The 25,988-nt window shown below is 69.5% G+C and carries 20 protein-coding genes; 10 read left to right on the top strand and 10 right to left on the bottom strand.

All coding sequences use genetic code 11. The features are described 5' to 3' along the window. Positions 1 to 126: 126 nt before the first annotated feature. A complete protein-coding gene (locus AB0M88_RS05630) occupies positions 127 to 273 on the top strand; it encodes a hypothetical protein (RefSeq protein ID WP_364095850.1) in 147 nt (48 codons plus the stop codon). Here AB0M88_RS05630 and AB0M88_RS05625 read toward each other — a convergent pair. Next, on the bottom strand, positions 263 to 1,975 hold the full coding sequence (locus tag AB0M88_RS05625; protein WP_364095847.1) for an alpha-glucosidase: 1,713 nt from the start codon (positions 1,973 to 1,975) through the stop codon (positions 263 to 265). The genes AB0M88_RS05630 and AB0M88_RS05625 overlap by 11 nt on opposite strands. An 82-nt stretch (positions 1,976 to 2,057) precedes the next feature. Here AB0M88_RS05625 and AB0M88_RS05620 point away from each other — a divergent pair, with 82 nt between their 5' ends. The 7 genes from AB0M88_RS05620 (at position 2,058) to AB0M88_RS05590 (ending at position 10,468) form a co-directional block, all read left to right on the top strand. Continuing rightward, positions 2,058 to 3,074 (top strand): glycosyltransferase family 4 protein, encoded by a 1,017-nt coding sequence (locus tag AB0M88_RS05620; RefSeq protein ID WP_364095844.1) that lies wholly within the window; start codon positions 2,058 to 2,060, stop codon positions 3,072 to 3,074. Between the two features lie 140 nt (positions 3,075 to 3,214). Next, positions 3,215 to 4,357: a glycosyltransferase gene (locus tag AB0M88_RS05615; protein ID WP_364095841.1), complete on the top strand. Its 1,143-nt coding sequence runs from the start codon at positions 3,215 to 3,217 to the stop codon at positions 4,355 to 4,357. 40 nt (positions 4,358 to 4,397) lie between these two features. Continuing rightward, on the top strand, positions 4,398 to 5,495 hold the full coding sequence (locus AB0M88_RS05610; RefSeq protein ID WP_364095838.1) for a glycosyltransferase: 1,098 nt from the start codon (positions 4,398 to 4,400) through the stop codon (positions 5,493 to 5,495). 8 nt (positions 5,496 to 5,503) lie between these two features. Continuing rightward, positions 5,504 to 6,982, top strand: coding sequence for a glycoside hydrolase family 130 protein (locus AB0M88_RS05605; RefSeq protein ID WP_364095835.1), 1,479 nt, complete (start codon positions 5,504 to 5,506; stop codon positions 6,980 to 6,982). A 73-nt stretch (positions 6,983 to 7,055) separates the two neighbouring features. Beyond that, positions 7,056 to 8,141, top strand: coding sequence for an SPFH domain-containing protein (locus tag AB0M88_RS05600; protein WP_364095833.1), 1,086 nt, complete (start codon positions 7,056 to 7,058; stop codon positions 8,139 to 8,141). Next, positions 8,138 to 9,217 carry a hypothetical protein gene (locus AB0M88_RS05595; protein WP_364095831.1) on the top strand — a complete coding sequence of 360 codons (1,080 nt, stop codon included), beginning with the start codon at positions 8,138 to 8,140 and terminating at the stop codon, positions 9,215 to 9,217. Before AB0M88_RS05600 ends, AB0M88_RS05595 begins: the two co-directional genes overlap by 4 nt. Before the next feature lie 51 nt (positions 9,218 to 9,268). Continuing rightward, positions 9,269 to 10,468 (top strand): GDSL-type esterase/lipase family protein, encoded by a 1,200-nt coding sequence (locus AB0M88_RS05590; RefSeq protein WP_364095827.1) that lies wholly within the window; start codon positions 9,269 to 9,271, stop codon positions 10,466 to 10,468. Here AB0M88_RS05590 and AB0M88_RS05585 read toward each other — a convergent pair. Next, positions 10,462 to 11,289, bottom strand: coding sequence for a methyltransferase domain-containing protein (locus AB0M88_RS05585; protein WP_364095824.1), 828 nt, complete (start codon positions 11,287 to 11,289; stop codon positions 10,462 to 10,464). The genes AB0M88_RS05590 and AB0M88_RS05585 overlap by 7 nt on opposite strands. 202 nt (positions 11,290 to 11,491) lie before the next feature. On the opposite strand from AB0M88_RS05585, the gene AB0M88_RS05580 reads away from it, so the two are divergent. Then, complete coding sequence (locus AB0M88_RS05580) at positions 11,492 to 12,523, top strand: Gfo/Idh/MocA family oxidoreductase (RefSeq protein ID WP_364095821.1); 1,032 nt, start codon at positions 11,492 to 11,494, stop codon at positions 12,521 to 12,523. Between the two features lie 96 nt (positions 12,524 to 12,619). Here AB0M88_RS05580 and AB0M88_RS05575 read toward each other — a convergent pair whose 3' ends face one another. Continuing rightward, positions 12,620 to 13,168, bottom strand: a complete 549-nt coding sequence (locus AB0M88_RS05575; protein ID WP_364095819.1) for a helix-turn-helix domain-containing protein — start codon at positions 13,166 to 13,168, stop codon at positions 12,620 to 12,622. 62 nt (positions 13,169 to 13,230) lie between these two features. Here AB0M88_RS05575 and AB0M88_RS05570 point away from each other — a divergent pair, with 62 nt between their 5' ends. After that, on the top strand, positions 13,231 to 14,673 hold the full coding sequence (locus AB0M88_RS05570) for an MFS transporter (protein WP_364095816.1): 1,443 nt from the start codon (positions 13,231 to 13,233) through the stop codon (positions 14,671 to 14,673). 122 nt (positions 14,674 to 14,795) lie between these two features. Here AB0M88_RS05570 and AB0M88_RS05565 read toward each other — a convergent pair whose 3' ends face one another. The 7 genes from AB0M88_RS05565 to AB0M88_RS05535 all read right to left on the bottom strand — a co-directional run bounded on the left by AB0M88_RS05565 (position 14,796) and on the right by AB0M88_RS05535 (position 25,860). After that, complete coding sequence (locus AB0M88_RS05565; RefSeq protein ID WP_364095813.1) at positions 14,796 to 15,659, bottom strand: alpha/beta hydrolase; 864 nt, start codon at positions 15,657 to 15,659, stop codon at positions 14,796 to 14,798. Positions 15,660 to 15,711: 52 nt separating this feature from the next. Continuing rightward, the gene (locus AB0M88_RS05560; RefSeq protein ID WP_364095810.1) at positions 15,712 to 19,539 is read right to left on the bottom strand and encodes a discoidin domain-containing protein; all 3,828 of its coding nucleotides are present in this window, start codon (positions 19,537 to 19,539) and stop codon (positions 15,712 to 15,714) included. 97 nt (positions 19,540 to 19,636) lie between these two features. Beyond that, a complete protein-coding gene (locus AB0M88_RS05555) occupies positions 19,637 to 21,271 on the bottom strand; it encodes a glycoside hydrolase family 13 protein (RefSeq protein WP_364095807.1) in 1,635 nt (544 codons plus the stop codon). Positions 21,272 to 21,308: 37 nt separating this feature from the next. Then, positions 21,309 to 22,202: a carbohydrate ABC transporter permease gene (locus AB0M88_RS05550; protein WP_364095804.1), complete on the bottom strand. Its 894-nt coding sequence runs from the start codon at positions 22,200 to 22,202 to the stop codon at positions 21,309 to 21,311. Then, positions 22,202 to 23,161, bottom strand: coding sequence for a sugar ABC transporter permease (locus AB0M88_RS05545; RefSeq protein ID WP_364095801.1), 960 nt, complete (start codon positions 23,159 to 23,161; stop codon positions 22,202 to 22,204). The genes AB0M88_RS05550 and AB0M88_RS05545 overlap by 1 nt, the downstream gene beginning before the upstream one ends. A gap of 57 nt (positions 23,162 to 23,218) precedes the next feature. After that, positions 23,219 to 24,604: an extracellular solute-binding protein gene (locus tag AB0M88_RS05540; protein ID WP_364095798.1), complete on the bottom strand. Its 1,386-nt coding sequence runs from the start codon at positions 24,602 to 24,604 to the stop codon at positions 23,219 to 23,221. Positions 24,605 to 24,855: 251 nt separating this feature from the next. Next, positions 24,856 to 25,860 (bottom strand): LacI family DNA-binding transcriptional regulator, encoded by a 1,005-nt coding sequence (locus AB0M88_RS05535; RefSeq protein WP_364095795.1) that lies wholly within the window; start codon positions 25,858 to 25,860, stop codon positions 24,856 to 24,858. Positions 25,861 to 25,988 lie beyond the last annotated feature (128 nt).

The raw sequence follows: 25,988 nt of genomic DNA, 5'->3' as shown, positions 1-25,988 counted from the left end.
GGTCGCGCCCGCCGACCCGCCCTCACCCTCGACGGCTGTCTGCCTAACTGTGAGGTGTCGGTTTAGCGCGGCTCGATCGGGGGGTAATGGCACGCCGCCATTCCCCCACCCGATCGAGGAGCACGGATGTCTTTCCAGGCAGTCCTTTACATCATCGCCGTCATTCTTCTGGTTCTGGCCGCCCTGCCGATCGGCACGCGCGGGATCAGCCTGGCCCTGCTCGGGGCGGCCTGCGCGCTACTGGCCTTCTCCTGGAACACCATTACTCAATGACCCGCCGATAGATGACCGCCTGCCACGGGGCCAGAGACAGCTCGGTGGCAGGCGCGGGCAGGTTGGACAGCACCAGCTCGGCGCCCGTCCACGACACCGCGTCCGGAATCGGAGCCTGGACCGTCGAGCCGGTGAAGTTGCCGATGACCAGCAGTTCGGTCGGGCCGAGGCGGCGGGTGAAGGCGTACAGGCGGTCGTCGTCGGGCAGCAGCATGGTGAAGTCGCCGTCGACCACCGCCGGTTCTGCATGCCGCAGGGCGATCAGCTGCCGGTAGTAGTGGTAGACCGAGTCGGGGTCGTCGTACTGGGCGGCCGCGTTGATCTCGGTGTAGTTGGGGTTGACGGCCAGCCAGGGGGTTCCGGTGGTGAAGCCCGCCTGTGGCGAGGCATCCCACTGCATGGGCGTACGCGCGTTGTCCCGGCCGCGCGCCCGCAGCACGGTGAGCACCTCTTCCGGTGACCGTCCCTCGTGCTCGATCGCCTGCCGGTACTGTCCGAGCGCCTCGATGTCGCGGAAGTCGGCGATCGACCGGAACGGGAAGTTGGTCATGCCGAGCTCTTCGCCCTGATAGACGTACGGCGTGCCGCGGTGCAGATGCAGCACCGTGCCCAGCATCTTGGCCGAGGCGACCCGGTGGGCCGGGCTGTCGTCGCCGTAGCGGGAGACCGCCCGCGGCTGGTCGTGGTTGTTCCAGTAGAGACTGTTCCAGCCGACGTCGGCCAGCCCGGCCTGCCAGCGCCCGAGGATCGCCTTCAAGTTCGACAGGCGCAGGGGGATCAGCCGCCACGGGTCGCTGCCGCGGTCGGCCCAGACGTGGTCGAACTGGAAGACCATGTCGACCTCGTGCCGGGCCGGGTCGGTGAACAGTTTCGCCTCGTCGACGGTCACCCCGGGCATCTCGCCGACGGTCAGCAGCGCCTCGCGCCCGGCGAACACCCGGTCGTACATCTCGTGCAGGAATTCGTGGATGCGCGGCCCGTTGATGTAGCTCGCCGAGCCGTCGGCGAAGGCGGCGCCGGTCGGCATCCGGCCGTCGGGCAGGGAGCCGTCGGGGCGGACCGCCTTGGAGATCATGTTGATGACGTCCATCCGGAAGCCGTCGACGCCCCGGTCGAGCCACCAGCGCATCATCGAGTAGACCGCCTCGCGGACCGCCGGGTTCTCCCAGTTGAGGTCGGGCTGTTTGCGGGAGAAGAGGTGCAGGTAGTACTCGCCGGTGGCCTCGTCGAATTCCCAGGCCGAGCCGCCGAAGGCGGAACCCCAGTTCGTCGGTTCCGCGCCCGGCGTTCCGGGCGCCATTCCCGTACGGGCGGGGCGCCACCAGTACCAGTCGCGTTTGGCGCTGGTCGCCGACGAGCGGCTCTCGATGAACCAGGGGTGTTCGTCCGAGCTGTGGTTGACCACCAGGTCCATCACGACCTTGAGGCCGCGGGCGTGCGCGCCCTTCAGCAGATCGTCGAAGACGGCGAGGTCGCCGAAGAGCGGGTCGATGTTCTGGTAGTCGCTGATGTCGTAGCCGTTGTCGTCCTGCGGGGACGGGTAGACCGGGGACAGCCAGATCACGTCGACGCCGAGTCCGGCCAGGTGGTCGAGGTGGTCGATGACGCCGCGCAGGTCGCCCATGCCGTCGCCGTCCGCGTCGGCGAAGCTGCGGGGATAGATCTGGTAAACGACCGCGCTCTTCCACCAAAGATCCGTCATGGCTCTTCTCTAACACGAGAACAGCGGATCAAACCCGAAGGCATACTAAAGACGTGTCCTTGTCCGGAAACTCCGAAAAGTCGTGAAAGTGGCGATGCTGGGCCCGATCGCCTGGCGTACGCCGCCCCGGCACTACGGGCCGTGGGAGCTGATCACCAGCCTGCTCACCGAGGGCCTGGTCGCGCGCGGCATCGACGTGACGCTCTTCGCGGCGCTCGACTCGGTCACCACGGCGACGCTCGACGGCGTCAGTCCCCGGGGGTACGAGGAGGACGCCGACCTGGACGGGCGCGTCTGGGAAGCCCTCCACGTGAGCTACGTCCTGTCCCGCTCGCACGAGTTCGACCTGGTGCACAACCACCTCGACTGGCTGCCGCTGGCCTTCTCGGCCCACTGCGCGGCGCCGATGGTGACGACCATCCACGGGTTCTCGGGGCGTGACATCCTGCCGGCGTACCGACGGGCCCGGTCGCAGTTCGTGTCGATCTCCGACAGTGACCGGGCAGCGGAACTCGACTATCTGGCCACCGTGCACCACGGGATCGACCTGGCCGGACTGCCGCCGGGGCCGGGCGGCGACGACCTGATCGTGTTCGGCCGCATCCACCCGGACAAGGGCACCGATCTGGCGATCGACATCGCCGAGCGGTCCGGGCGGCGGCTGGTCATCTGCGGGATCGTGCAGGACCGGGCGTTCTTCACCGAGCGCATCGAGCCGCGGATCGACGGGGAACGGGTGCTCTACCGGGGATCGGTGGGGCCGGCGGAGCGGGCGGCGGTTCTCGGGTCGGGAGTGGCGCTGCTGCACCCGATCCGGTTCGCCGAGCCGTTCGGGCTGTCCGTCGTCGAGGCGATGGCGTGCGGGACGCCCGTCATCGCGTACCGGAAGGGATCGATGCCGGAGGTCATCGACGAGGGGGTGACCGGACGGCTGGTCGCCGACGTCGACGAGGCGGTGGCGGCGGTGGCCGGCGTGCCGGGTATCGACCGGGCCAGGTGCGCCGAACGGGCCCGGGAACGGTTCTCGGCCGACCGCATGGTCGAGGACTACCTGGCGATTTACCGCAAAATCGTCAGTTCAAAAGGCCGCCCGGGTTAACGTCAGAATGTGAATTGCACGTTAACCGGGGCAATTTATCCCCGCGCGTTGCAATGACATCCGCGCGCCCTGAGCCCGTCCGTCGAGCGCGCAGAGTCGTGCTGCGGGGGAGGCAGCCGCGGACAAAGAAAGGCCCCGTCATGCCCGCTACTTATGGCTTTCTCAGCACATACCCACCGACCGAATGCGGTTTGGCGACATTCAATGCGGCACTCGCGACCCATCTGAATACGACCGGCGGCGCCGGCGTGGTCCGGCTGCTGGCCGGCGACGACACCGGCGGCGGCATCGAGCTCGACCGGAACGCCGCCCGCGTGGTTCACACCTGGCACACCGACACCCCGGGCGGCTGGGCCGCCGCGGCCAACGCCCTCAACCGCTTCGACGTCGCGGTGATCCAGCACGAGTACGGCGTCTACCCGGGCGACGCCGGCAGCGAGGTGCTGCCGCTGCTGCGGGCCCTCAAGGTGCCGGCCATCGTCGTGCTGCACACCGTGCTCAGCCATCCCGACCCGCTGCAGCGCTCGGTGCTCGAACGGATCGCCGTCTCGGCCGACGCGCTGGTCACCATGACCGACACCGCCCGGCAGCGGCTGACCGCCGGGTACGCCGTCGACCCGCGCAAGATCTCGGTGATCCCGCACGGCGCCCGCAGTCACGACCGCGCCGACCAGGCCGGTCACGACCGTCCGCAGCTGCTCACCTGGGGACTGCTCGGGCCGGGCAAGGGCATCGAGTGGGCGCTGCGGGCGCTGGCGCTGCTGCCCGACCCGCGGCCGGTCTACACGATCGCCGGGCGCACCCACCCCAAGGTGCTGGAGCAGTTCGGGGACGCGTACCGGGATTCGCTCAAGGCCCTCGCCGGGCGTCTCGGGGTGACCGAGGCCGTGCGCTGGGAGGACCGCTACCTCGACGACGCCGCACTGTCCCGGCTGATCCTCTCGTCGGACGTGGTCGTGCTGCCCTACGACTCGACCGAGCAGGTCACCTCGGGCGTGCTGATCGAGGCGGTCGGCGCCGGGGTGCCGGTGGTGGCGTCCGAATTCCCGCACGCGGTCGAGTTGCTGGCCGACGGACCGGGGCTGCTCGTACCGCACCAGGACCCGGAGGCGATGGCGGCCGCGATCAGGCACCTGCTGGCCGACCCCGGGCTGGCCGGCCGCCTGACCGGTCTGGCCGGCGGCCCGACGCTGCGCTGGCCCGCGGTGGCGGCGCGCTACGAGGCCCTGGCCGGGCGCCTGACCGCCGACCGGGCGCCCGTCGCGGCGTCGGTTCCGGCATGACTCGCTCGGCACTTTCCCGCTGGTCAGAGGAGACGACCGCATGACGGCTGGGCTGCGGCTGGTCCCGCCCCCGATCCAGATCACCGACGCACCGTTTCCCGATTGGAGCCACCTCGTCCGGCTGTCCGACGACACCGGCCTGCTCGAGCACGCCCGCAACGCGATCGTGCGGCGCGAGCACGGCTACTGCGTCGACGACGTCTCCCGCGGCCTGCTCGTCGCCTGCCGCGAGCGCCGGCCGAGCGGCCAGGTGGTCGCCCTGGCCGAGCGTTACCTGGCCTTCCTCACCCACGCCCAGGGCCCGGACGGCGGGTTCCGCAACCGGATGAGCTACGACCGGCGCTGGCTCGACGAGCCGTCGGCCGGCGACTGGTGGGGCCGCGCGCTGTGGGGCCTGGGCACGGCGGCCGGTCGCTCCCCGGTGCCGTGGATCCGGCGGGAGGCGCGGCTCGCGTTCGACCTCGGCGTACGGCTGCGGTCGGAATGGCCGAGGGCCATGGCGTTCGCCGGGCTCGGCGCGGCCGAGGTCCTCCGGACCGACCCGCGGGCGCGGGACGCGGCCGGCCTGCTGGCCGACGCGGCGACCGCGGTCGGCCGGCCCGGGCCGGATCCGGCCTGGGTCTGGCCGCAGCGGGAGCTCACCTACGCCAACCCGGCGCTCGCCGAGGTGGCGATCGCGGCCGGCGATCTGCTCGGCGACGAGCCGCAGCTCGAGGCCGGCCTGCGGATGCTGGGGTGGCTCTGCTCGATGCAGGAGAACGAGGGCCATCTGTCGACGGTTCCGGTCGGGGGCTGGCGTTCCGATTTGATCGGGCACAGCGAGCCCCGGCATCGCTTCGATCAGCAGCCGATCGAGGCCGCGGCGACCGCCGACGCGTGCGCGACGGCGAGCGCGGTGACCGGGGACGACGTCTGGGACGCCCCGCTGGTGCAGTCGATCGCGTGGTTCCTGGGCGACAACGACACGAGGACGGTCATGCACGACCCCCTAACCGGCGGATGTTATGACGGATTGACGGCAAATGGTCCTAATCTGAACCAAGGAGCCGAATCCACCCTCGCGCTCGTCTCCACGCTGCAGCATGCGCGCAGATTGGCGACCCGTAGTGCGACCCGACCGTCAGGCGGCCTAGCGTGACCGCAGTCATGAACTCGCAGACCCTCATCACCCGGCACGACGTCGTCATGGAACCCGACGACCGGCGCGTGGTGATCAAGCTGTTCGTCCCCGGCGAGGACGCCCAGGTGGGGCAGAACCGGGCGTCCAGCCTCATCGAGCGCATCCTGCAGCTCGACGAGGACGAGACCGCCCGGCTGCTCGATGACGTCCTGAGCCGGTTCGCCGGGCGCCACCACGACCTCATGGGCGTCTTCCAGCACCACTACGAGGTCGTCCAGCACCGGGTGCCGGCCGAGATCGACCTCTCGCCGACCGCCCGCACGCTGATCGGCGCCTACTTCAGCCACGAATACTCGGTCGAGGCGGCCGCGCTGTGCAACCCGTCGATGGTGGCGCACCCCGACCAGACCGACCTCGAACCGGGCCAGCTGCGGGCCGCGATCAGCCTGCGGCAGATCGGCGAGGGCCACATCTCCTCGGTCGGCTTCTGTACGGCGGTGCTCGGCCCCGGCGACGCGCTGAGGCTGGAGGACCGCGGCGGACCGTTGCTCATCGGCGCCCGCAGCGGCGCCAAACACCTGCGCCAGCAGCTGTCCGCGGCGATGATCGACGCGGACATCGACAACGAGGCGTCGGCCTACCTGATCTCGGCGCTGCCGGAGTGGTACACCGACGAGGAGTTCGAGGACGTGCTCGTGCACGTCCCGGCCGAACTGCTGACCCGGCTGACCAGCCAGGCCACCCTCGACCGGATCCGGCACATCGTGGCCGCCGACTACGCGGTCACGTTCCCGGCCACCGTGCCGATGCACCAGCGGGTGCTGTGGCCGACCACCCCCGACGAGAGCAACGGCATGGAGGACGCCCGGTTCGTGCAGGTGCTCGACCCGGACGGCCGGCAGTCCTACCAGGCGACCTACACGGCGTACGACGGTCGCAAGATCTCCGGTCGGGTGATCTTCAGTCGCGACCTGCGGCACTTCGAGATCACGGCACTGCACGGGCCGGCCGCCCGCAACAAGGGCATGGCGCTGTTCCCGCGCTACGTCAACGGGCGCAAGCTGGCCCTCTGCCGGTCCGACGGCGAGACGCTCGGGCTCAGCGAACGCGACGACCAACACCGCTGGCAGAACGCCGTACCGCTGCTCACCCCCCACCGCGGGTGGGATCTCATCCAGGTCGGCAACTGCGGTTCGCCGATCGAGACCGAGGCCGGCTGGCTGGTGCTCACCCACGGCGTCGGGCCGATGCGGCGGTACGCGATCGGCGCCATGCTGCTCGACCTGGAAACACCCGAGCGGGTGATCGCCGACCTGCCCGAGGGACTGCTCGACCCGGACGAGGTCGAGCGCGAGGGGTACGTGCCGAACGTCCTCTACTCCTGCGGCGGGGTGCTGCACGACGGGCGGTTGTGGGTGCCGTACGGCGCGTCCGACGTCCGGGTCGGCTTCGCCAGCGTCGACCTCGACCGTCTGCTCACCCGAATGGTGCCGACCGGCTACTGAAGACCCGGATACCCGCAGTGGCCGGTGATTGCTAGCGTCACCTGCGCTGCGGGTTATTTCTTTGGGGGTTCGCGTGGGTCTGTGGGACAAGCTCAAGGGCGAGCTGATCGACATCATCGAGTGGACCGACGACAGTCGGGACACCATCGTCTGGCGGTTCCCCCGCTACGACAACGAGATCAAGATGGGCGCCAAGCTCATCGTCCGCGAGTCGCAAACGGCGGTCTTCGTCAACGAGGGCACGATCGCCGACGTCTTCCCGCCCGGCACCTACACGCTGACCACCCAGAACATGCCGGTCCTGAGCACGCTCAAGGGCTGGAAGTACGGGTTCGAGTCGCCGTGGAAGGCCGAGGTCTACTTCGTCAACACCCGGCAGTTCCCGGGCCAGAAGTGGGGCACCCAAAACCCGGTCATCGTGCGGGACCCCGAGTTCGGCGCGGTGCGCCTGCGCGCCTTCGGCTCGTTCACCCTGCGGGTGAGCGACCCGGCCGCGCTGCTGCGCGAGATGGTCGGCACCGACCCGCAGTTCCGCACCGAGGAAGTACGCGAATACCTGCGCCAGCTCGTCGTCGGCCACCTGGGCAGCGCGCTCGCCAAGGCCCAGGTCCCGATGCTCGACCTGGCCTCCAAGCAGCTCGAGATCGGCAACACGCTCGCCGCGGTGATCAGTGACGAGCTGGCCTCCTCCGGCATCGCGATCCCGAAGTTCATCATCGAGAACATCTCGGTGCCGCCCGAGGTCGAGGAGGCGCTCGACAAGCGCAGCTCGATCGGCGTCGTCGGCGACCTCGACAAATACACCAAGTTCCAGACCGCCAACGCGATCGAGGACGCGGCCAACAACCCGGGCGGTTCGGGCGAGGGCTTCGGCTTCGGGCTCGGGATGGCCGCCGCCCAGCAGGCGGGTGCGGCGCTCAACCGCCCGACCTCGTCCGGTCCCCCGCCTCTGCCGACCAAGCAGTGGTTCATCGGCGTGAACGGCCAGCAACAGGGGCCGTTCGACGCCGCCGGACTCTCCGGTCAGGCGCGCTCGGGGGCGCTGACCCGCGACACGCTGGTCTGGGCCGAGGGCATGGCCGGCTGGACCGCGGCCGGTCAGGTGCCCGAGCTGGCCTCGGTGTTCGGTGCCGTCCCGCCGCCCCTGCCACCGCAGTGAGCGCTTCCCAGTACCCCTGCTCCAATTGCGGGGCCAACGTCGAATACGCGCCGGGCACTTCGGTTCTCCAGTGCCCCTACTGCGGGGCGAGGACGCCGCTGCAGCCGACCGGGGTGCAGGTGCGCGAACACTCGTACGCCGAATTCGCGGGACTCCCCCGCAAGCCGATCGCCACCCTGGCCCCGCACGTCTTCAAATGCCGCGGATGCGGCGCCGTGACCGAGAGCGACAAGCTCTCCGACCGGTGCCAGTTCTGCGACGCGCCGCTGGTCACCGACGGTGTCGACGGCGACATGGTGACCCCCGAGGCGGTGCTGCCGTTCGAACTCGACCGGGCCCGCATGCGGGAGGCGCTGCGCAAGTGGGCGTCGTCGCGCTGGTTCGCGCCCAACAGCCTCAAGAAGGTCACCGAGGCCGAGAAGTCCCGCAGCACCTACCTGCCCCACTGGACGTACGACGCGGAGACGACGTCGGCCTACCGGGGTGAGCGGGGCGACCACTACTGGGAGACCGAGACCTACACCGAGAACGGCGAGACGAAGACCCGCCAGGTGCAGCGGACGGCCTGGCACCCGGTAAACGGCGTGGTCGACCACAACTTCGACGACGTCCTCGTGGCGGGCACGACGCACGTGGCGCCCAAACACCTCGACACGCTCGAACCGTGGCCGCTTCCGCAATCGGAGGCCTACCGGCCGGAATACCTAGCCGGGCACGAGACCCTGCGCTACGACGTCGAGCCCGAGCAGGGCCTGGCGAAGGCCCAGGAGACGATGCAGTCGGCCATCCGCGACGACTGCCGGCGCGACATCGGCGGCGACGAGCAGCGCATCCACAGCGTCGACACCGAATACCGCGAGGTCATGTTCAAGCTGATGCTGCTGCCGGTCTGGGTGGCGGTCTACCTGCACGCGGGCAAGACCTTCAACGTGCTGGTCAACGGCCGCACCGGCGAGGTGGCCGGCGAGCGGCCGTACAGCGCCCTGAAGATCGCCCTGGCGGTCGCCCTGGCCGTCATCGTGATCGCCGCGGTGATCGTGCTGTGGGCCCTGCACAACCAGGGAGCACATCAGTAGCAGCCGGCCGCCGGCCATCCGCCCGGCTTACCGGCGGCCGATACGGGAGGCATGCGCCGACCTGTCATCGCCCTGGTCTCCCTCGCCGCGGCCGCCCTGGGGTCCCTCGGGATCCCGGCCGCGGCAAGCGCCGACACTCCGGCGCCTCCGGCCGCCGGCGCCTCGGAATTCTCCGAACTTCCGGCCGCCGGCGCCCCGGGGTTCTCCGAGACTCCGGCCGCCGGCGCCGCCTCGGATACCGACCCGGCGTCGAGCAGCGATCCGGCATCGAGCGCCGGCCCCGCCTCTAGCGCCGACCCCGCCTCAGACACCGACCCCGCCTCTAGCGCCGACCCCGCCTCAGACGCCGGCCCCACTTCGAGCGCCGACCCCGTCTCGAGCGCGGCGCCGATCCGGGTCATGCCGCTCGGTGACTCGATCACCTACGGCCTCGGGCCGGCGGTCGAGAACGGCTACCGCACCGACCTCTACGGCCGGCTCACCCGGGCCGGCCTGAACGTCGACTTCGTCGGCGGCGTGCGGTCCGGCGACGGCGCCGACCCGGACAACGAGGGCCACCCCGGCTGGACGATCGAGCAGATGTCGGCCCAGGTCGACCGGTGGATCGCCGAGGCGCGGCCCGACGTGGTCCTGCTGCACGCCGGCACCAACGACATGCGGGCCTCGGCGACCGTACCCACCGCGCCGGCCGCCCTCTCCACCCTGCTCGACCAGATCGCGGCCGACCTCCCACAGGCCCAGGTGTTCGTCGCCCAGATCACCGGCGCCGGCACCACCGCCAACCGTCCGATGTGGAAACGGCGCATCGACTCCTACAACGCTCGGATCCCGGCGATCGTCGAGTCCAAGGGACCCCACTTCCACGTCGTCGACCAGACCGGCGTCGAAGGCATCGACCTGACCGACATCGTGCACCCCAACACCTTCGGGTACGCCAAGATGGCGTGGAACTGGTATCAGGCGATGATGCCGATCCTCGACCCCGGCCGCGGGGCGTGGCCCGAGACCGCCAATCCGTACGCCCTGACGGTCGCCCAGCGGTGCATCGGGCAGTCCAGCGGCGACATCGCGACCTACGGCCTGGGGTGCCACACCTGGTATCGCCGGCCGGAGACCACCGGCTCGACGGTGCGGACCTGGCAGCTGCCGGTCCCGGTCACCAAGCGCGTCAAGGTGGTCCGGACGCTCGACGGCAAACCGGTGGCCACGACCGTCAAGGTGACGACCACCCGGTGGATCGAGGGTTACTGACCGACAGTGCCGGCGACCACCCAGATCGTCAGAACGGCCAGGAAGTCGCCCCGCGCGCCGGCCGCGTCGACGTGGGAGAACCACTCGTCGCGCAGGCCGGGAGGCGACATCCACGTCTCCTGGCCGACCAGCGGGTTGATCATCGGCAGCACCACGGCGGCCGAGGCGGGGTCGGCGAACAGGCACGTCACCGGCGTCGCGGTGACCTGGCGGAGACCGCGGGCAACCAGGCGGCGGCGCAGCGTGCGGCCCATGTCGAACTGCTTCGGGGTGAGCCGCCCGTGCATGATCTCCATGACCTGGCGGGCCAGGCCGGCCGGCACCCCGTCGAAGGCGAGCGAACCCCAGTCGGTGTCGATCAGGCAGATGCGGCCGCCCGGACGGGTCACCCGCACCAGTTCGGCGATGCCCCGCTCGGCGTCGTCGACGTGCTGGAGGACCCGCTCGCACCAGACGCCGTCGAAGCCGTCGGTGGGCAGGTCGAGCGCGCACACGTCGCCGGTGCGGTATTCGACGTTGCTGCCGTCGTGCCGCCGCCGGGCGACCGCGATGGTGGCACTCGACGAGTCGACCGCGAGCACCTCGCCGGTCGGCCCCATCTCGGCGGCCAGCCACCGCGCCACGTCGCCGGCGCCCGAGCCGGCGTCGAGCAGCCGCTGGGCGGGCTCGGGTCGCAGGGCGCGCAGGGCGGTCTGACGTACGCGGAGGATCTCCGGATGGCGGCCCATCTCGTCGAGAGCGGCCAGCAGCATCGCGGTCATCTCGGACGGCTGGCCGTCGAGGTCGGCGAACGGTGTACGTTCGATCTGCGCGGGCGTCATGCGCCATTCTTTACACGCCGCACCCCCTGTCGCCGGGTCGTGGTCACTCATCCGACAGGACGGGATCACGGCCCGACTCACGGGGTGGGTCCCGGCACCGCCAGACGGTGGCCGTCACCTTCGCGCTCGCCCGCCACTCGGCCCTTTCCGAATAGCGGACCGTGGGATCGGCGATCTCGGCGTGATGTGGCAGGCTTTCGGGATGAGTGATGCGGTGCGGTTCGGACTTGTCGGTTATGGCTTCGGCGGGCGCGTGTTTCATGCCCCGCTGCTGACCTCCGCGGCGAACGTCGAGTTCGCCGGCGTGATGACCAACAGTCCCGAGCGCCGCGAGCAGGTCCTCGCCGACCACCCGGGCGTCGCCACGTTCGGCTCGCTGGCCGAGATGGCCGCGGCCGGCGTCGAGGCGGTCGCCATCTCCACTCCCGCGGCCACCCACGCCGAGCTGGCCGAGGAGGCGCTCGGCCGGGGCCTGGCCACGGTCGTCGACAAGCCGTTCACCATGGATCTCGATTCGGCCAAGTCGGTCGTGGCCACGGCACGCGAGGGCGGCGTGCTGCTCAGCGTCTATCAGAACCGGCGCTACGACTCCGATTTCCGTACTGTGCAGAGGCTGATCGACGACGGCCAGCTCGGCGCGATCCGCCGTTTCGAGTCGCGCTTCGAGCGCTGGGCTCCCGACTGCAAGCCGGGCGCGGCCGGCGGCGGCACCCTCCTCGACTTCGGCTCCCACCTGGTCGACCAGGCGCTCGTGCTCAACGGCCCGGCCACCCGGGTCTATGCCGAGATGCGCGGCGCGGGCGACCTCGACGACGACATGTTCATCGCGCTGCACCACGTCGGCGGCGTCGAGTCGCACCTGTGGGGCAGTTGGCGGCAGGCCGCGCCGGGCCCTCGTTTCCGGGTCACCGGCACGACCGGCACCTACATTGTGGACGGCATCAACAGCATGGACGGCCAGGAGGCGGTGCTGAAGTCGGGCCGCTCGCCGGCCAAACTGGGCGAGCGCTGGGGTGTCGAGCCCGAGCACGCGTGGGGCCGGCTCTACCGCGGAGCGACCGGCGCGACGATCGAGTCGTCCCGCGGCCGGTGGGATCTCTACTATCCGGCCTTCGCGGCGGCCGTGCGCGGCGAGGGCCCGGTGCCGGTCGACCCGGCCGACACCCTGCGCGCGATGGCCGTGCTCGACGCGGCCCGGGTCAGCGCGCGCACGGGCACGTCAGTCACCCTCTGAGACCGCGAGAAAGCGGCGCGCGGGTTCACCGTCTGAGCCGGCGAGGAAACGGCGCGCGGGTTCGCCCTCTGAGAGCGCGAGAAGCGGCGCGCGGGTTCACCCTCTGATGCCGTCCAGCGCATAGCCGAGCACCCGGTCGCGCTGGGCCTCGTCGACATAGCCGGCCGACACCAGGCCGGAGACCATCCGCAGCACGTCGTCGAAGGTGGCGTCGGCGCGGACCGCTCCGGCCTGCTGGGCGCGCACGAAGAGGGGTTCGCCGGCGGCGTACATGATTTCGCGGCAGCTGCGGAACATCTCGCTGTCGCGGTTGAGCGCCTCATAGATCGCGCGCTTCGTCGCGGCATAGCCGACGAAGCGCTGCAGCCAGATCGCGAGCGCCTCCCACGGTGGCCGGTCGGCGACCTGGGCCGCGACGGCCGCCAACTGGTCGATCTCTTCGACGTAGACGCTGCGGAAGAGGTCGTCGCGGGTCGGGAAGTTGCGGTAGAGCGTGCCGATGCCGACCCCGGCCCGCCGCGCGATGTCTTCCAGCGAGGCGTCGGTGCCGTTCTCGGCGAAGGCGTCACGTGCCGCGGCCAGCAGGGCGTCGAAGTTTCGCCGCGCGTCCGCGCGTTGCGGGCGGCGCACAAGATCAGAACTCAACGAGATCCTCCCCACAGAAACGGCACCTTGAACCGGAGGCACCCCTCCACTAATCTGGAGGCATGCCTCGACTTTACCAGAGTTCACCACGCCTGACCTTCGTGGTGCTAGCGGCCGCCGCGGCCGCGTTCTCGCTGATGCAGTCGCTGGTCACGCCGGTGCTCCCGACGATCCAGCAAGATCTGCACACCAGCTCCGGCACGGTCACCTGGGTGCTCACCGCGTGGCTGCTCGCCGCGTCGGTCGCCACCCCGCTGATGGGCCGGATCAGCGACATGATCGGCAAGGACCGCACCCTTCTGATCGCTCTCGCCGCGATCGCCGTCGGCTGCCTGGTCGCCGCCATCGCCCCCAACATCGGCGTGCTGATCGTCGCCCGTGTCCTCCAGGGTCTCGGCGGCGCCGTCTTCCCGGTCTCGTTCGGCATCCTGCGCGACGAGTTCCCGCCCGCACAGGTCTCGTCGGCGGTCGGCGCGATGGCCGCGGTCATCGCGACCGGCAGCGGCCTCGGCATCGTGCTCGCCGGCCCGATCGCGGGCGCGCTCAACTGGCGCTGGCTGTTCTGGATCCCGATGGGCGTCGTCGTGCTGGTGGCCGTCGCCGCCTGGCGCCTCGTGCCCTCCTCACCCCACCGCACGCCCGGCCGCGTCAACTGGGCGGCGTCGGCGCTGCTCTCGGCCTGGCTGGTCGCCCTGCTGCTGCCGCTGAGCGAGGCGACGTCGTGGGGCTGGGGCTCGGCGCGCACGATTTCGCTGCTGGCCGGAGCCCTGCTGCTGTTCGTCGCCTGGCTCGGTGCCGAGCTCCGCTCGGCCAACCCGCTGATCGACATGCGGATGATGCGGCTGCCCGCGGTCTGGACCACCAACCTGGTCGCCCTGCTCTTCGGCGCCGTGATGTTCGGCGTCTTCGCGTTCCTCCCCCAGCTCATGCAGGTGCCGGCGGCCTCCGGCTACGGTTTCGGGGCCAGCGTCACCGGCGCCGGCCTGCTGATGCTGCCGATGCTGGTCACGATGGCGATCTTCGGCTCGCTGAGCGGCCCGATGTCCCGCTGGATCGGCAGCAAGGCCCAGCTCCTCGGCGGCGCCGCCCTGAGCACGCTCGCCTGCCTCTCCCTGGCCCTCGAACACGGCGAGCGCTGGCCGGTCGCCACGGCCGGCGGCGTCTTCGGCATCGGCCTGGGCCTGGTCTACTCCTCGATGATCAACCTGATCGTCCAGAGCGTCCCGATGCACCAGACCGGCACGGCGAGCGGCATGAACACCAACATCCGCACCATCGGCGCCTCGATCGGCACCGCGGTCGTCAGCTCGATCATCACCTCGCACCCCGGCCCGGCCGGCCTCCCGGCCGAGTCCGGCTACACCACCTCGTTCGTCATCCTCGCGGCGACCGGCGTGGCCGCCCTCCTGGTGGCCCTGCTCGTGCCGGCGACCCGGCGGCCCGCTCCGGCCCTGGCCGGCGAGCCGGTCGAGGCGATCCCCGAGCTGACCCCCGTCGAGGCCTGACCACCACACATTTCTCGAGGCAAGACCCAAGGCCGGCGCCGGCTTCTCCCGGCGCCGGCCTTTCCCGTACGCGAGGAAGCGGCGTCGCCAGATCGTCGCGAGGGGCGAGCGGGTCGGGCCGCTCAGCGGGTTTTGAAGGTGGCGAGCATCGCGTCGATCTCGTTGATCAGGGAGATGTGGCCCTCGCCCGGCACGAGGTGGGAGTCGGCGCCCGGGATGTGGGCGCTGAGCCACTGGCCGTGGGTGAACGGGACCATCCGGTCCTGGTCGCCCTGCCAGATCGAGACCGGAACCGTGAGCGCGGCCGGGTCGAAGCCCCAGTCGGCGACGAAGGCGAGGTCGTCGTCGCGCCAGCCCGCGATGCCGGTGGAGAGCGCGTGCCGCGACGACTCGGCCAGGAAGGCCGCGACCGGTCCCTCCAGAGCCTTCTTGTCGACGTCGGAGATCAGGTCGCCGAAGGCGGCGACGACGGTTTCCGGGGTGATGTGGGCGAACGCCGGCTCGGCGGCCGCCATGAACTCCGACAGCTGCGAGGGGCCGGCCAGCGCGGCCCCGAACTCGGCCACGTTCTCCTCGCCCATGCCGGCCAGCCAGTCGAGGCCGGGGGAATCATAGGGCGCCACCCCGGCCATCGAGACCGCGCCCCGGCAGCGCCCGGGCAGCAGGGCGGCGCAGGCCAGGGCGTGCGGCCCACCGCCCGACCAGCCGAGGGTGACGAAGTCGGCGATGCCGAGCGAGTCGAGCAGCGCGGCGATGTCGGGAGCCACGTCGGCGACGCGGCGGCCCGGCTGCGGGGTGGATCCGCCGTAACCGGGACGACCGGGGGTCAGGACCCGGAAACCGAGGCGGAGGGCGGCATCGTTCAGCGGTGCGCTGCGTGTGGCGCCGCCCGGTGTGCCGTGGTGCAGGACGAGGGCGGGCCGGTCGGCCTCGCCCTCGATGAGATATTCCAGCGTGCGCCCGTCGGGCAGCTCAACCCGTTCCATGTGAACAACATAAGGGTGAGGGGCCCGCGCGGAGCGGGCCCCTCGATAAAGATCAGTTCCGGTTGATGGTGAAGGTCGTGGTCGGGTTGTTGATGTCGACCGCGTTGTTGCTGAACTGCAGGTTGGTGAAGGTCGCCGAGCCGACCGCCGGGCCCTGGCCGGACTCGGGCAGCGGGTTGGCCCAGATGCCGAAGCCGGACTTGGCGTCGAACTGGTCACCGCTCTTCTGCGCACCGCTGATCGTGATGTTGGTGAACACCGTGTCGGTGATCGGGTTCTGCGGCGCGTTGCCCACGTAGTTGGTCTGGAACATGATCCCGGAGTAGGTCGGGTCGACGATGTCGACGTTCGATACCCGGATGCCCTGGAAGACCTTGGACGCGGAGAACAGCCAGATCGCCGGGAAGGTCTGCCCGCCCCAGAAGTGGCCGCCGGACCGGACGAGCGAGATGTTGTCGAACGTCGTCGGCGGGCTGGCGCCGAAGCCGTTCATCGGGATGCCGAAGTCGAGCGAGCTGATCGTGATGCCGGCGTAGACCAGCTGGTCGGCGACGTACAGGTTCTTGAAGGTGTTGTTGTAGCCGCCGTAGACGGCGATGCCGGCGGCCCGCCAGGTCAGCGTGGCCGACAGGTTGGACAGCGTGTTGCCGGTCTCGTCACCGCTCGCCTGGTCGATCGCCGAGAACAACGCGAAGCTGTCGTCGCCGGTCGCCCGCGCGTCGTCGTTGTCGATCAGGTTGCCGGTGCTGTTGTTGGTGAGGTTGATGCCGTCCGCGAAGGTGTCGCGGATCCGGTCGTTGGTGAACGTCGAGTTGTCGACGTTCGTGCCCCAGACCAGGCACATGACGTGCTCGGTCCAGATGTTGTTGACCGTGATGTTGTGGACGCCGTGCAGGTCGAAGACCTTGCCCGGGCCGTCCTGGCGGATGTTGTAGTTGCCGAAGAACGAGAAGCCGTTGAACGACGATCCGTCGCCGCCGGTCTGGACGGAGAAGCCGGCGTCCGAGTTGTTCTGGGTCTGCGGGGTGAGGAACCGGGTGTACCACGGTCCCGCGCCCACAATAGAAAGAGCACGGCCGTAGACGTTGAGCTTGCCCTGGATGGCGTAGGTGCCGGCCGGGAGGTAGACGCCCGTCTTGGTGGTGTCCTGCCGGGCCGCGTCGAGGGCGTTCTGCACCGACTGCTGGTCGGTGCCGGCCGGAACCACGTACTTCGAGGCGTCCGGGTTGGCGACCGGCGCGACCTGCTCGGTGTTGATGAAGTCGATCGCGATGTTGCCCGGGTTGCCGCCGTCCTTCTGCAGCTTGATCGTCGATCCGGCCGGCACCGTGCCGTTCAGCATGATGTTGGCCTCGTCGTAGATGTGCCGCGGGCCGCTGCCCGAGTTCTGCGGCGCCGTCTCGTCGCCGTAGAGCCAGGCGTACTTGGAGTCGAGCGGCAGCGTCGTGTTGAGGGTGCCGTTGACGTAGACGTTGATCGAGCTGGTGGTGCCGTCCGGGATCGAGAACCGGGCGACCAGCGTGTTGGTCGACGCGCGCGTCGTCCACTGGACGAAGGCACCGGTCGAGTTCAGCGTGACGGCCTTGCGGCCGGAGGCCTCACCGGCCAGGTCGCCGACCGTACGGTTGGGGCCGACGACCGCCGCGCCGCCGCCGGTCTGTCCGTCCTCGGCCTCGTAGGCGTCGTATGGCATGTTGGCGCCCCGCCCGACGAAGAACGGCTTGTCGCTGGTGTTGTTGGCCTGCTTGACCGACAGCTCGTTCGGGTCGACGGCGACGACCGTGTGCACGGTGTACTTGCCGTTGGCCGCGGTCCACGTGCCGAGGTTGATCGACGGCGAGGAGGCTCCGGCGGCCAGCGTCCCGGTGTACGACCCGGTCAGCGTCTTCACCACCGTCGACCCGTTGAGGATCGTCACCGTCACGCCGTGGGAACCACTGCCCGAGGCGATGGTGCCCTGGTTCTTCAGCGTCGCGGTGAAGGTGACCGTGTTGCCGGCCGACGGGTTGCCGGGCGACCAGGAGACCGCCGAGGCGACCAGGTCGGAGCTGGCCACCGGCGCGACCACGAGGTTGGCCGGGTTGGTGTAGGAGTTGTTGGCGTCGTTGGTCTCGATGACGGTGTTGGCCTCGTCGACGACCGCTTTGACCGGGTAGGTCCCGGCGGAAACGGCACCGACGTTGGCCGAGACGGTCGTCGACGCGCCGGCCGCGAGAGCCGGAACAGCGGCGGTGCCGGCCTTGGTCGTACCCAGGTAGAAGTTGACGTTGGAAGCCGGGCTACCGGCCGTACCCGCGTTGCGTACGGTCGCCGAAAGGGTGACCGCGTCGGTCTCGACCGGCGAGGCCGGGGAGAACGACATGCCGCTGACCGTCAGGTCGGGGTTGGGTGCCGGCGTGCCGATCGCCTGGATCTCCGCCACCTGCCCGCTCGGCGCACCGCTGTTGGCGGTGAAGGACAGGCGCAGGTCCGCGGTGGTCGCGCTGACCGGGACGGTCACCGTGTTGCCGGTGGCCGGGTTGAAGGTGTACGCGGCCGAGCCGACCAGCGTGGTGAAGGTCGTCGAGCTCTGCTCCCGGCCCTGGACCGAGAACGTCTGCTGCCGGGTGCCCCAGGAGCTGTCCGGGTTCAGCTTGACCACGACCGAGCTGAGCGACGCGTTGGCGCCCAGGTGCACGGTCAGGTTGGCCGGGTAGGCCGAGCCCTCCCAGTACGTGGCCGTGTCGTTGTCGTTGGCGTTGGTGGCCACGAACGTGAACACCGACGAGGTCGCCTCGATCGGCTTGCCCAGCGCGAGGTTGGTCCCGTTGCTGACCGTGCCGGTGCGGGTGACCGTGTTGCTGGCCGAGCTTTCGTTGCCCGCCGCGTCCCGCGCCTTGACGTAGTAGGAGACGGTCGCGCTGTCCGGCTGGCTGTCGGTGTACGTCAGGGCGTTGACCGTCGTCTTCAGCGTCCCGTTGGCGTACACGTTGTAGCCGGTCACGCCGACGTTGTCGGTCGACGCACCCCACGACAGCTTGATCTGGCCGCCGGCCGGCTGGGTGTACGACAGCGTCCCCGGCGTGGTCGGCGCCTGGCTGTCACCGCTCGCGCCGGTGCGGGTCACCGTGTTGCTGTTGCCGGACTGGTTGCCGGCCGCGTCGTGGGCGCGCACGAAATAGGAAACCGTGGCGCTGTCCGCCCGCATGTCCGTGAAAGTGAGGACATTGCCGACCGTGGTCAGCAGGCTGCCGTTGGCATAGATGTCGTAGCCGGTGACGCCCACGTTGTCGGTCGAGGCGTTCCAGGACAACCGGATCTGCCCGGACGCCGGCTGGGTGTAGGCCAGGTTGGACGGCGCCGACGGGGCGGTGGTGTCACCGCTGGCCGGACCGTACACCTCCATCTCGGAGAGCTGGCCGGCCGACCAGCCGGTGTTTCCGGTGAAGTTCAGGCGTACGTATCGGGTCGTCGCCTGCCCGCTCAGGTTGATCGTCGCGGTGTTGCCGGTGGCCGGGTTGAACGTGTATCCGGCGCTCGCCACCAGGTTGCTGAAGGCCGAGTTGTTGGTGCTGCCCTGCACGGACAGTGTCTCGGTGCGGGTCGCCCACGAGGTGGCCGGCGGCAGCTTGAGGACCAGCTGGTTGATCGCGACCGAGGAGCCCAGGTCGACCTGGAGCCACTGCGGGAAGGCGTTGTTCTGGCTCTCCCAATAGGAGTTGGCGTTGCCGTCACCCGCGTTGCCGGCCGGGTAGACGTCGGTGAAGCTGCTGGCGGTAAAGGTCTTGCCGGCGGCCAGGTTGGGACCGGCGGCCATCGCCATCGTGGGAGCGGAGATGAGGGCGGAAACGACCCCGACCGCGGCAGCCGCGGCGAGAAGTCGTCTTCTGAGTTTGTGCATGGCGGGAGCGCACCTTTCTGGTGAGTGAACCCCTGCCTCCTGATCGCCTTGACCGCGCTGCCCGGCGCCGCCCGGTGGAGGGCGGCGCCGGCAGGACTCAGCGCATGCGCAGCCAAACGGCGGTGTCCGGGGGGATGCGGTCACCGTCGAGAGGGCCACTGGCGAGCAGAAGGGACTCGTGGTCCGGCAGCGCGACCGACGCTCCGGACATGTTGACGACGCAGGCGAACGCCGCGCCGCGGCAGTAGGCGAGAACCTCCGGATGCAGGTCGATCCACGCCATCGCCGGTTCGTGCAGGCCCGGCTCGGCTCGGCGCAGCGCGATCGCGGACCGATACAACGAGAGCATCGAACTCGGGTCACCGCTCTGGGCCTGGGCGGTCAGCCCCTTCCAGTCCGCGGGCTGGGGCAGCCACGGCGTGACGGTGCTGAACCCGAACGGCGACTCGTCGCCTGACCAGGGCAGCGGCACGCGGCAGCCTTCGCGACCGTGCCCACGCCGGGCCCACATCGGGTCCTGACGCTGATCTTCAGGGATCGCCTCGTTTTCCCAGAGCCCGAGCTCATCGCCCTGGTAGATGTAGGTGGCGCCGGGCAGGGAGAGCGACAGCAGGGCGGCCGCGCGGGCCCGGCGGGTGCCGAGTTCGAGGTCGACCGGCGTGCCGTCGAGGTTGTTGTCGAAGCTGAAGGTGGTGTCTTCCCGGCCGTAGCGGGTGACGTGCCGGGTCACGTCGTGATTGGACAGAACCCAGGTGGCGGGTGCGCCGACCGCGGCGTGGGCGTGGAGCGTACGGTCGATGCTCTCCCGCATCAGCACCGGATCCCAGGCGCAGCCGAGGAGGTCGAAGTTGAACGCGGCGTGCAGTTCGTCGGGGCGGAGGTAGTTGGCGAACCGCTCGACCTCCGGCATCCAGACCTCGCCGATGAGGGCGCGGTCCCCGTCGTACGAGTCGGAAACGCGGCGCCAGGCGCGATAGACGTCGTGGACCCCGTCGAGATCGTGGAACGGATGCGGGGTGTCCGCCATGACCTCGGGCAGTGACGGGTCCTTGAGCAACAGCGCGGCCGAGTCGATGCGGATGCCGTCGACTCCGCGGTCGAACCAGAACCGCAGGATGCTCTCGAACTCCTCCCGCACCTTGGGGTGGTCCCAGTTGAGGTCGGGCTGCTCCGGGGCGAACAGGTGCAGATACCACTGCCCGTCCGCCGTACGCGTCCAGGTCGTGCCGTCGAACTCCCCTCGCCAGTCCGTCGGCATCTCGTCGCCGTTCTCGCCCCGCCCGGGCCGGAACCAGAACAGCTCCCGCTCGGGCGCGTCCGGGTCGGCCAGGGCGGCCTTGAACCAGGGGTGCTCGCTCGAGATGTGGTTGGGCACGATGTCGACGATCATGCGGATGCCGGCCGCGTGCGCCTCCTCGATCAGCGTCTCGGCTTCGGTCAGGCTGCCGAAGACCGGGTCGATGTCGCGGAAGTCGGCCACGTCGTAGCCGGCGTCGGCCATCGGCGACGGGTACCACGGGCTCATCCAGATCGCGTCGACGCCGAGGTCGCGCAGATGTCCCAGGTGCGCGCGGATGCCGCCGATGTCCCCGACGCCGTCGCCGTTCCCGTCGGCGAAGCTTCGCGGGTACACCTGGTAGATAACCGCGCTACGCCACCACGGACCACCGTCTGTTGTGGACACAAGCACCTGCTTTCTGCGTATATTTCGTTGATTTCGGGCGCCCTTCATCGGCCGGGCGTTCGGCCCGGCGATCTTTGAGAAAGGGCTAGCCCTTGAGGCTGCCGGTGGTCAGGCCGGCCATGATGTTGCGCTGGAAGATCAGGAAGATGACCACGGTCGGGATCGCGGCGATGACCGAGGCGGCGACGACCACGTTCATCGGGGAGCCGCCGGAGAACGCGTAGATGCCGACGCTGAGGGTCTGCGTCTCCGTCGACGGCATCACCAGCTTCGGCCAGAGGAAGTCCTTCCAGACCGCGGTCACCCCGAAGATCGAGACCACGCCGAGGATCGGCCGCGACATCGGCAGGATGATCGACCAGAGCGTCCGCAGCGGCGACGCGCCGTCCACCATGGCCGCCGCCATCAGGTCCTCGGGGATCGAGTCGAAGAACCGCTTGAGCAGGAAGATGTTGAACGCGTTGGCGATCAGCGGCAGCCAGATCGCCCACGGCGAGTCGAGCAGGCTGAGGTGCACGACCGGCAGGTCGATCGCGGTCACGTACTGCGGGACGATCAGCACCATCGCCGGGATCATCAGCGTCGCGAGCATCAGCCCCAGGACCACGTTGCCGAAGATCGGGCGGAGCTTGGACAGCGCGTACGCCGCCGCCGTGTCGAAGATGAGCTGGAAGATCACCGCGCCGGCCGCGTAGTAGAACGTGTTGAACATCAACTTGCCGAGGTTGAGGTTGTTCCACGCGTCGGAGTAGTTCGACGCCTCGGGATGTTTCGGGAACAGCGTCGGCGGGGTCCGCGCGATCTCCTGACCCGACTTGAGCGCGCCGGTGACCATCCAGTAGAGCGGCCCGATGAAGACGAGGGTGAAGACGAGCACCACCGCGACGAGCACGATCCAGTAGAAGACCCGGCCGCGGCCCCGGCCGATCTGAGCGTCGGAGATGAGGGTCCGGCTCCCGGAGTCGGTTGTCTTGGCCATCAGGCGTTCTCCTTCGTGGTCAGCCGCACGTAGACGGCCGAGAAGGCGGCGAGGACCAGCAGCATGATGACGCCCAGCGCCGCGGCGCCGTTGAGGTCGTTCTGGAAGAACCCGTGCTGGTAGATCATGTAGGCCACGGACGTGGCCGAGTCCTCGGTGCCGGCGCCGTTGGCCAGGATCAGCGGCTCGATGAACAGCTGCATGGTGGCGACGATCTGCAGCATCGCGAGCAACGCCAGGATCAGCCGGGTCTGCGGGACGGTCACGCTCCAGATCCGGCGGAAGATGCCGGCGCCGTCCAGTTCGGCCGCCTCGTAGAGCTCGCCCGGGATGGTCTGCAGGGACGCCAGATAGATCAGGACCGCGCTGCCCATGTTCATCCACGTCGAGGCGATCACCATGGCCGGGACCGCGACCTGCGTCGACTGCATCCACTGCGAGGTCGGCAGGTGCAGGGCGCTCAGGATCGCGTTGAACAGACCGGCCTTGCTCGGGTCGTACGCGTAGTACTTGAAGAGGAACAGCGACGAGGCCGGCGGGAGCATCACCGGCAGGTAGACCAGGATCCGCAGGTAACCCTTGGCGTGCCGCAGCTCGTTGAGCAGGATCGCGACGAAGAACGGCACCGCGTAGCCGAGAAGCAGGGCCAGAACCGTGAAGTAGAGCGTGTTCTTCCACGCGGTCCAGAAGCTCGGGTCGTGCACGATGCGGACGTAGTTGTCCCAGCCCACCCAGGTGGTCACGCCGCGCCGCGTGTGCTGGAAGCTCATCAGGACGCCGCGGATCATCGGGTACCAGTAGAAGAGGGCGAAGCAGAAGACCGCCCCGATCAGGAACGTGTATCCGGTGACGTTGTCCTGGAACTTGCGGCCGGCGCCCGTCTTCCGGGCCCGCGCGAGATAGGGCGAGGACGCCCGGCGCGGCCGCCTGGTGGCGTCCGGGACGGTGGTGGTCGCCAAGGGAGACTCCTTCTCCTCGATGCGGGGGCCTTCCGGCCCCCGCATCTGCTGGCTCGGTCAGCTACCGGAGGCCATCAGCGTGTTGACCTTGGTCTCCGCGGTCGACAACAGCTGGTCGACGTTGGCGTTCTGCTTGGTCAGGACGCTGGACATCGCGCTGTCGAGCACCGCGTAGATCGCCTGGGCGTTCTTCGGCTCGACCTTGACCGGCACCGGGTTCTGCTCGAAGAGGGCGAAGTTCTCGGCCGGCAGGTTGGCGTTGGCCTTGCGGTCCGCCTGCTCCTGCGTCGCCGACGGGCTGCCGTTGGTGAACAGCTGCGGCTCGGGCAGGCCGACCGGCTGGTTCTGCGGCTTGGCCCGGGGGTAGTCGAACTGCCCCTTGCCTGGGGTCAGCTTCTCGAAGGCGAGCCACTTCAGGCCGGCCTTGACCTGGTCGGGCGTGAGGCCCTTCTTGAAGAAGTAACCCTCACCGCCGCCCAGGGTGGCCTTGGCCGGGCCGTCCTGGCCGGGCATCGGGCCCATCGCCCAGTCCTGGTACTTGCCCTTGAACTGGGTGACGATCGCGGTGGTGACGTCGGGCGCGCCGATCAGCATGCCGACCTTGTTCGACGCGGCGAGGGTCAGCAGGTCGGGCCACTGCAGCAGCTGGCGGGTGCCCATGCTGTTGTCGGTGAAGCGCATGTCCTTCAGGTTCTGCAGGACCTGCTTGCCCATCGGGTTGTTGAAGTCGGCCTTCTTGCTGTCGTCGCTGAGCATCTGGCCGCCCTGCGAGTACAGCTCGGCGGTGTAGTGCCAGCCGCCGGTGTTGCCGGCGCTGTAGTCGCCGTAGCCGGCGACGCCGCCGCCCAGCGCGGCGATCTTCTTGGCCGCGGCGCGGACGTCGGCCCACGTCTTGGGCGGGTTGGCGACGTCGAGACCGGCCTTGGCGAAGAGCGTCTTGTTGTAGAGCAGGCCCATCGAGTAGTTCTTCGTCGGGATGGCGTACTGCTTACCGCCGTCCTGGAAGATCGCCTTGGCCTGCGGGTCGATGTCGTCCCAGGTCGGGATGTTGTCCTTGGTCGCGTACTGGCTGATGTCCATCGCCTGGCCGGAGTCGAGCACCTGCTGGACGTCGGTCATGTACGCGTAGAAGACGTCGCTCTCGGTGCCGCCGGTGAGGCGGGCCGTGAAGTCCGGCGGGTTGTCGCACTGCTGGCCGACACTCACGCTCTTGATCGTGATGTTGGGGTTCGCCGCCTCGAAGGCGGTGACGTCGTCGTTCCAGTCCTTCTGCAGGTCCTTCTGCGAGGCGTCCGGCTGGCAGTCGACCGAGATGGTCACCTTGCCGCCGGCGCTCTTGGAACCGCTGTCATCGCTGCTCTTGGTCGAGCACGCCGCCAGGCTGAAACCCAGGCCGGCCGCCAGGGCCGCCGCCATGGCCTTCCGGTAATGCGGTACGGACATCAGTCCATCCCTTCGCCGAACGAAGCTATCCATGAATTTCACTGATCTGCGCTGTCGTCACCGCGTGATCCCGGGTCTGGCCGAGGCCCTGCGTGAGTGGAGTCACTGTAACTAGGCCGTCGTATTTCGGCAAGGTTTCGACTGAGCTTTGAAAAGATGCGACTGAAAGCCCGACAGATGTCCACAGGACCGGCCTTCGACATGAAGAAAGGGCGGGCCCGCAGGCCCGCCCTTTCCGTACGTTCGTGCTGCTAGACCCGGGTCAACGCGGGACCCGTCGAGCCGCGCACCACCAGCTCGGGCTCGAACAGCAGCTCGTCGGCCGCGACACCGCTGCCCTCGATCTGGTTGACGAGCAGGTCGACCGCCGCCTGGCCCATCATCTCGATCGGCTGCCGCACGGTCGTCAACGGCGGGTCGGTGCAGGTCATCAGCGCCGAGTCGTCGTAGCCGACCACCGAGATGTCCCGCGGCACCTCGAGGCCGAGCCGGCGGGCGGCCCGGATCGACCCGAGCGCGATCACGTCACTGGCGCAGATCATGCCGGTCACGCCCTTCTCGATCAGGCGCGCCGCGGCCAGCCGGGCACTCTCCATCGAGAACGTCGTGCGCTCGACGAACCACGACTCCCCCTGCACCCCGGCGATCTGGGCCAGGGCGTTTATCTTGCGCCGCGACGGCACATGGTCCTCCGGACCCATGACCATGCCGACGCGCTGGTGCCCCAGCGACTTCAGATGCCCGTACGCCTGCTCGACCGCGACCGCGTCGTCGGTCGAGATGTGCGGGAACCCCAGGTCGTCGACGCCCGCGTTGACCATGACCACCGGCATGCGACGGTCGGTCAGCGCCCGGTAGTGCCCGTGCTCGGCGTCGGCCAGCGCGTACGACCCGCCGGCGAAGACCACCCCCGACACCTGATGGTCGAGCAGCATCTCGATGTAGTCGCGCTCGGGCACGCCGCCGATCGTGCGGGCGGCCAGCAGCGGGGTGAACCCACGCTGCGCGAGCGAGGCGGTGACCACCTCGGCCAGCGCGGGGAAGATCGGGTTTTGCAGTTCGGGCAGGACGAGGCCGACCAGCCGGCCCCGCTCGCCCCGCAGTTTGGTGGGCCGCTCATAACCCAGGACATCGAGCGCGGTCAGCACCGACGCCCGGGTGGCCTCGGAGACACCGTTGCGCCCGTTGAGCACGCGGCTCACGGTCGCCTCGCTGACCCCGGCCTTCTTAGCCACCTCGGCTAGACGTTTGGTCACGGCGGAATCCTACGTCAGCGCACTGCAAAACCAGCACAGGCGTTTGCAGGTGATCTTTCAAACCGTGACCGGACTTGCAGACTCCGTCATAAGTCCCGGCAGAGCCCGCAACCATTGTTTCGACGATG

Origin of the sequence: Actinoplanes sp. NPDC051411 (genome assembly GCF_040682075.1) — a bacterium.
Taxonomy (GTDB): Bacteria; Actinomycetota; Actinomycetes; order Mycobacteriales; family Micromonosporaceae; genus Actinoplanes.
The sequence above is the reverse complement of the archived record's forward strand: the minus strand, read 5'-3'. Positions and strand labels throughout refer to the sequence as shown.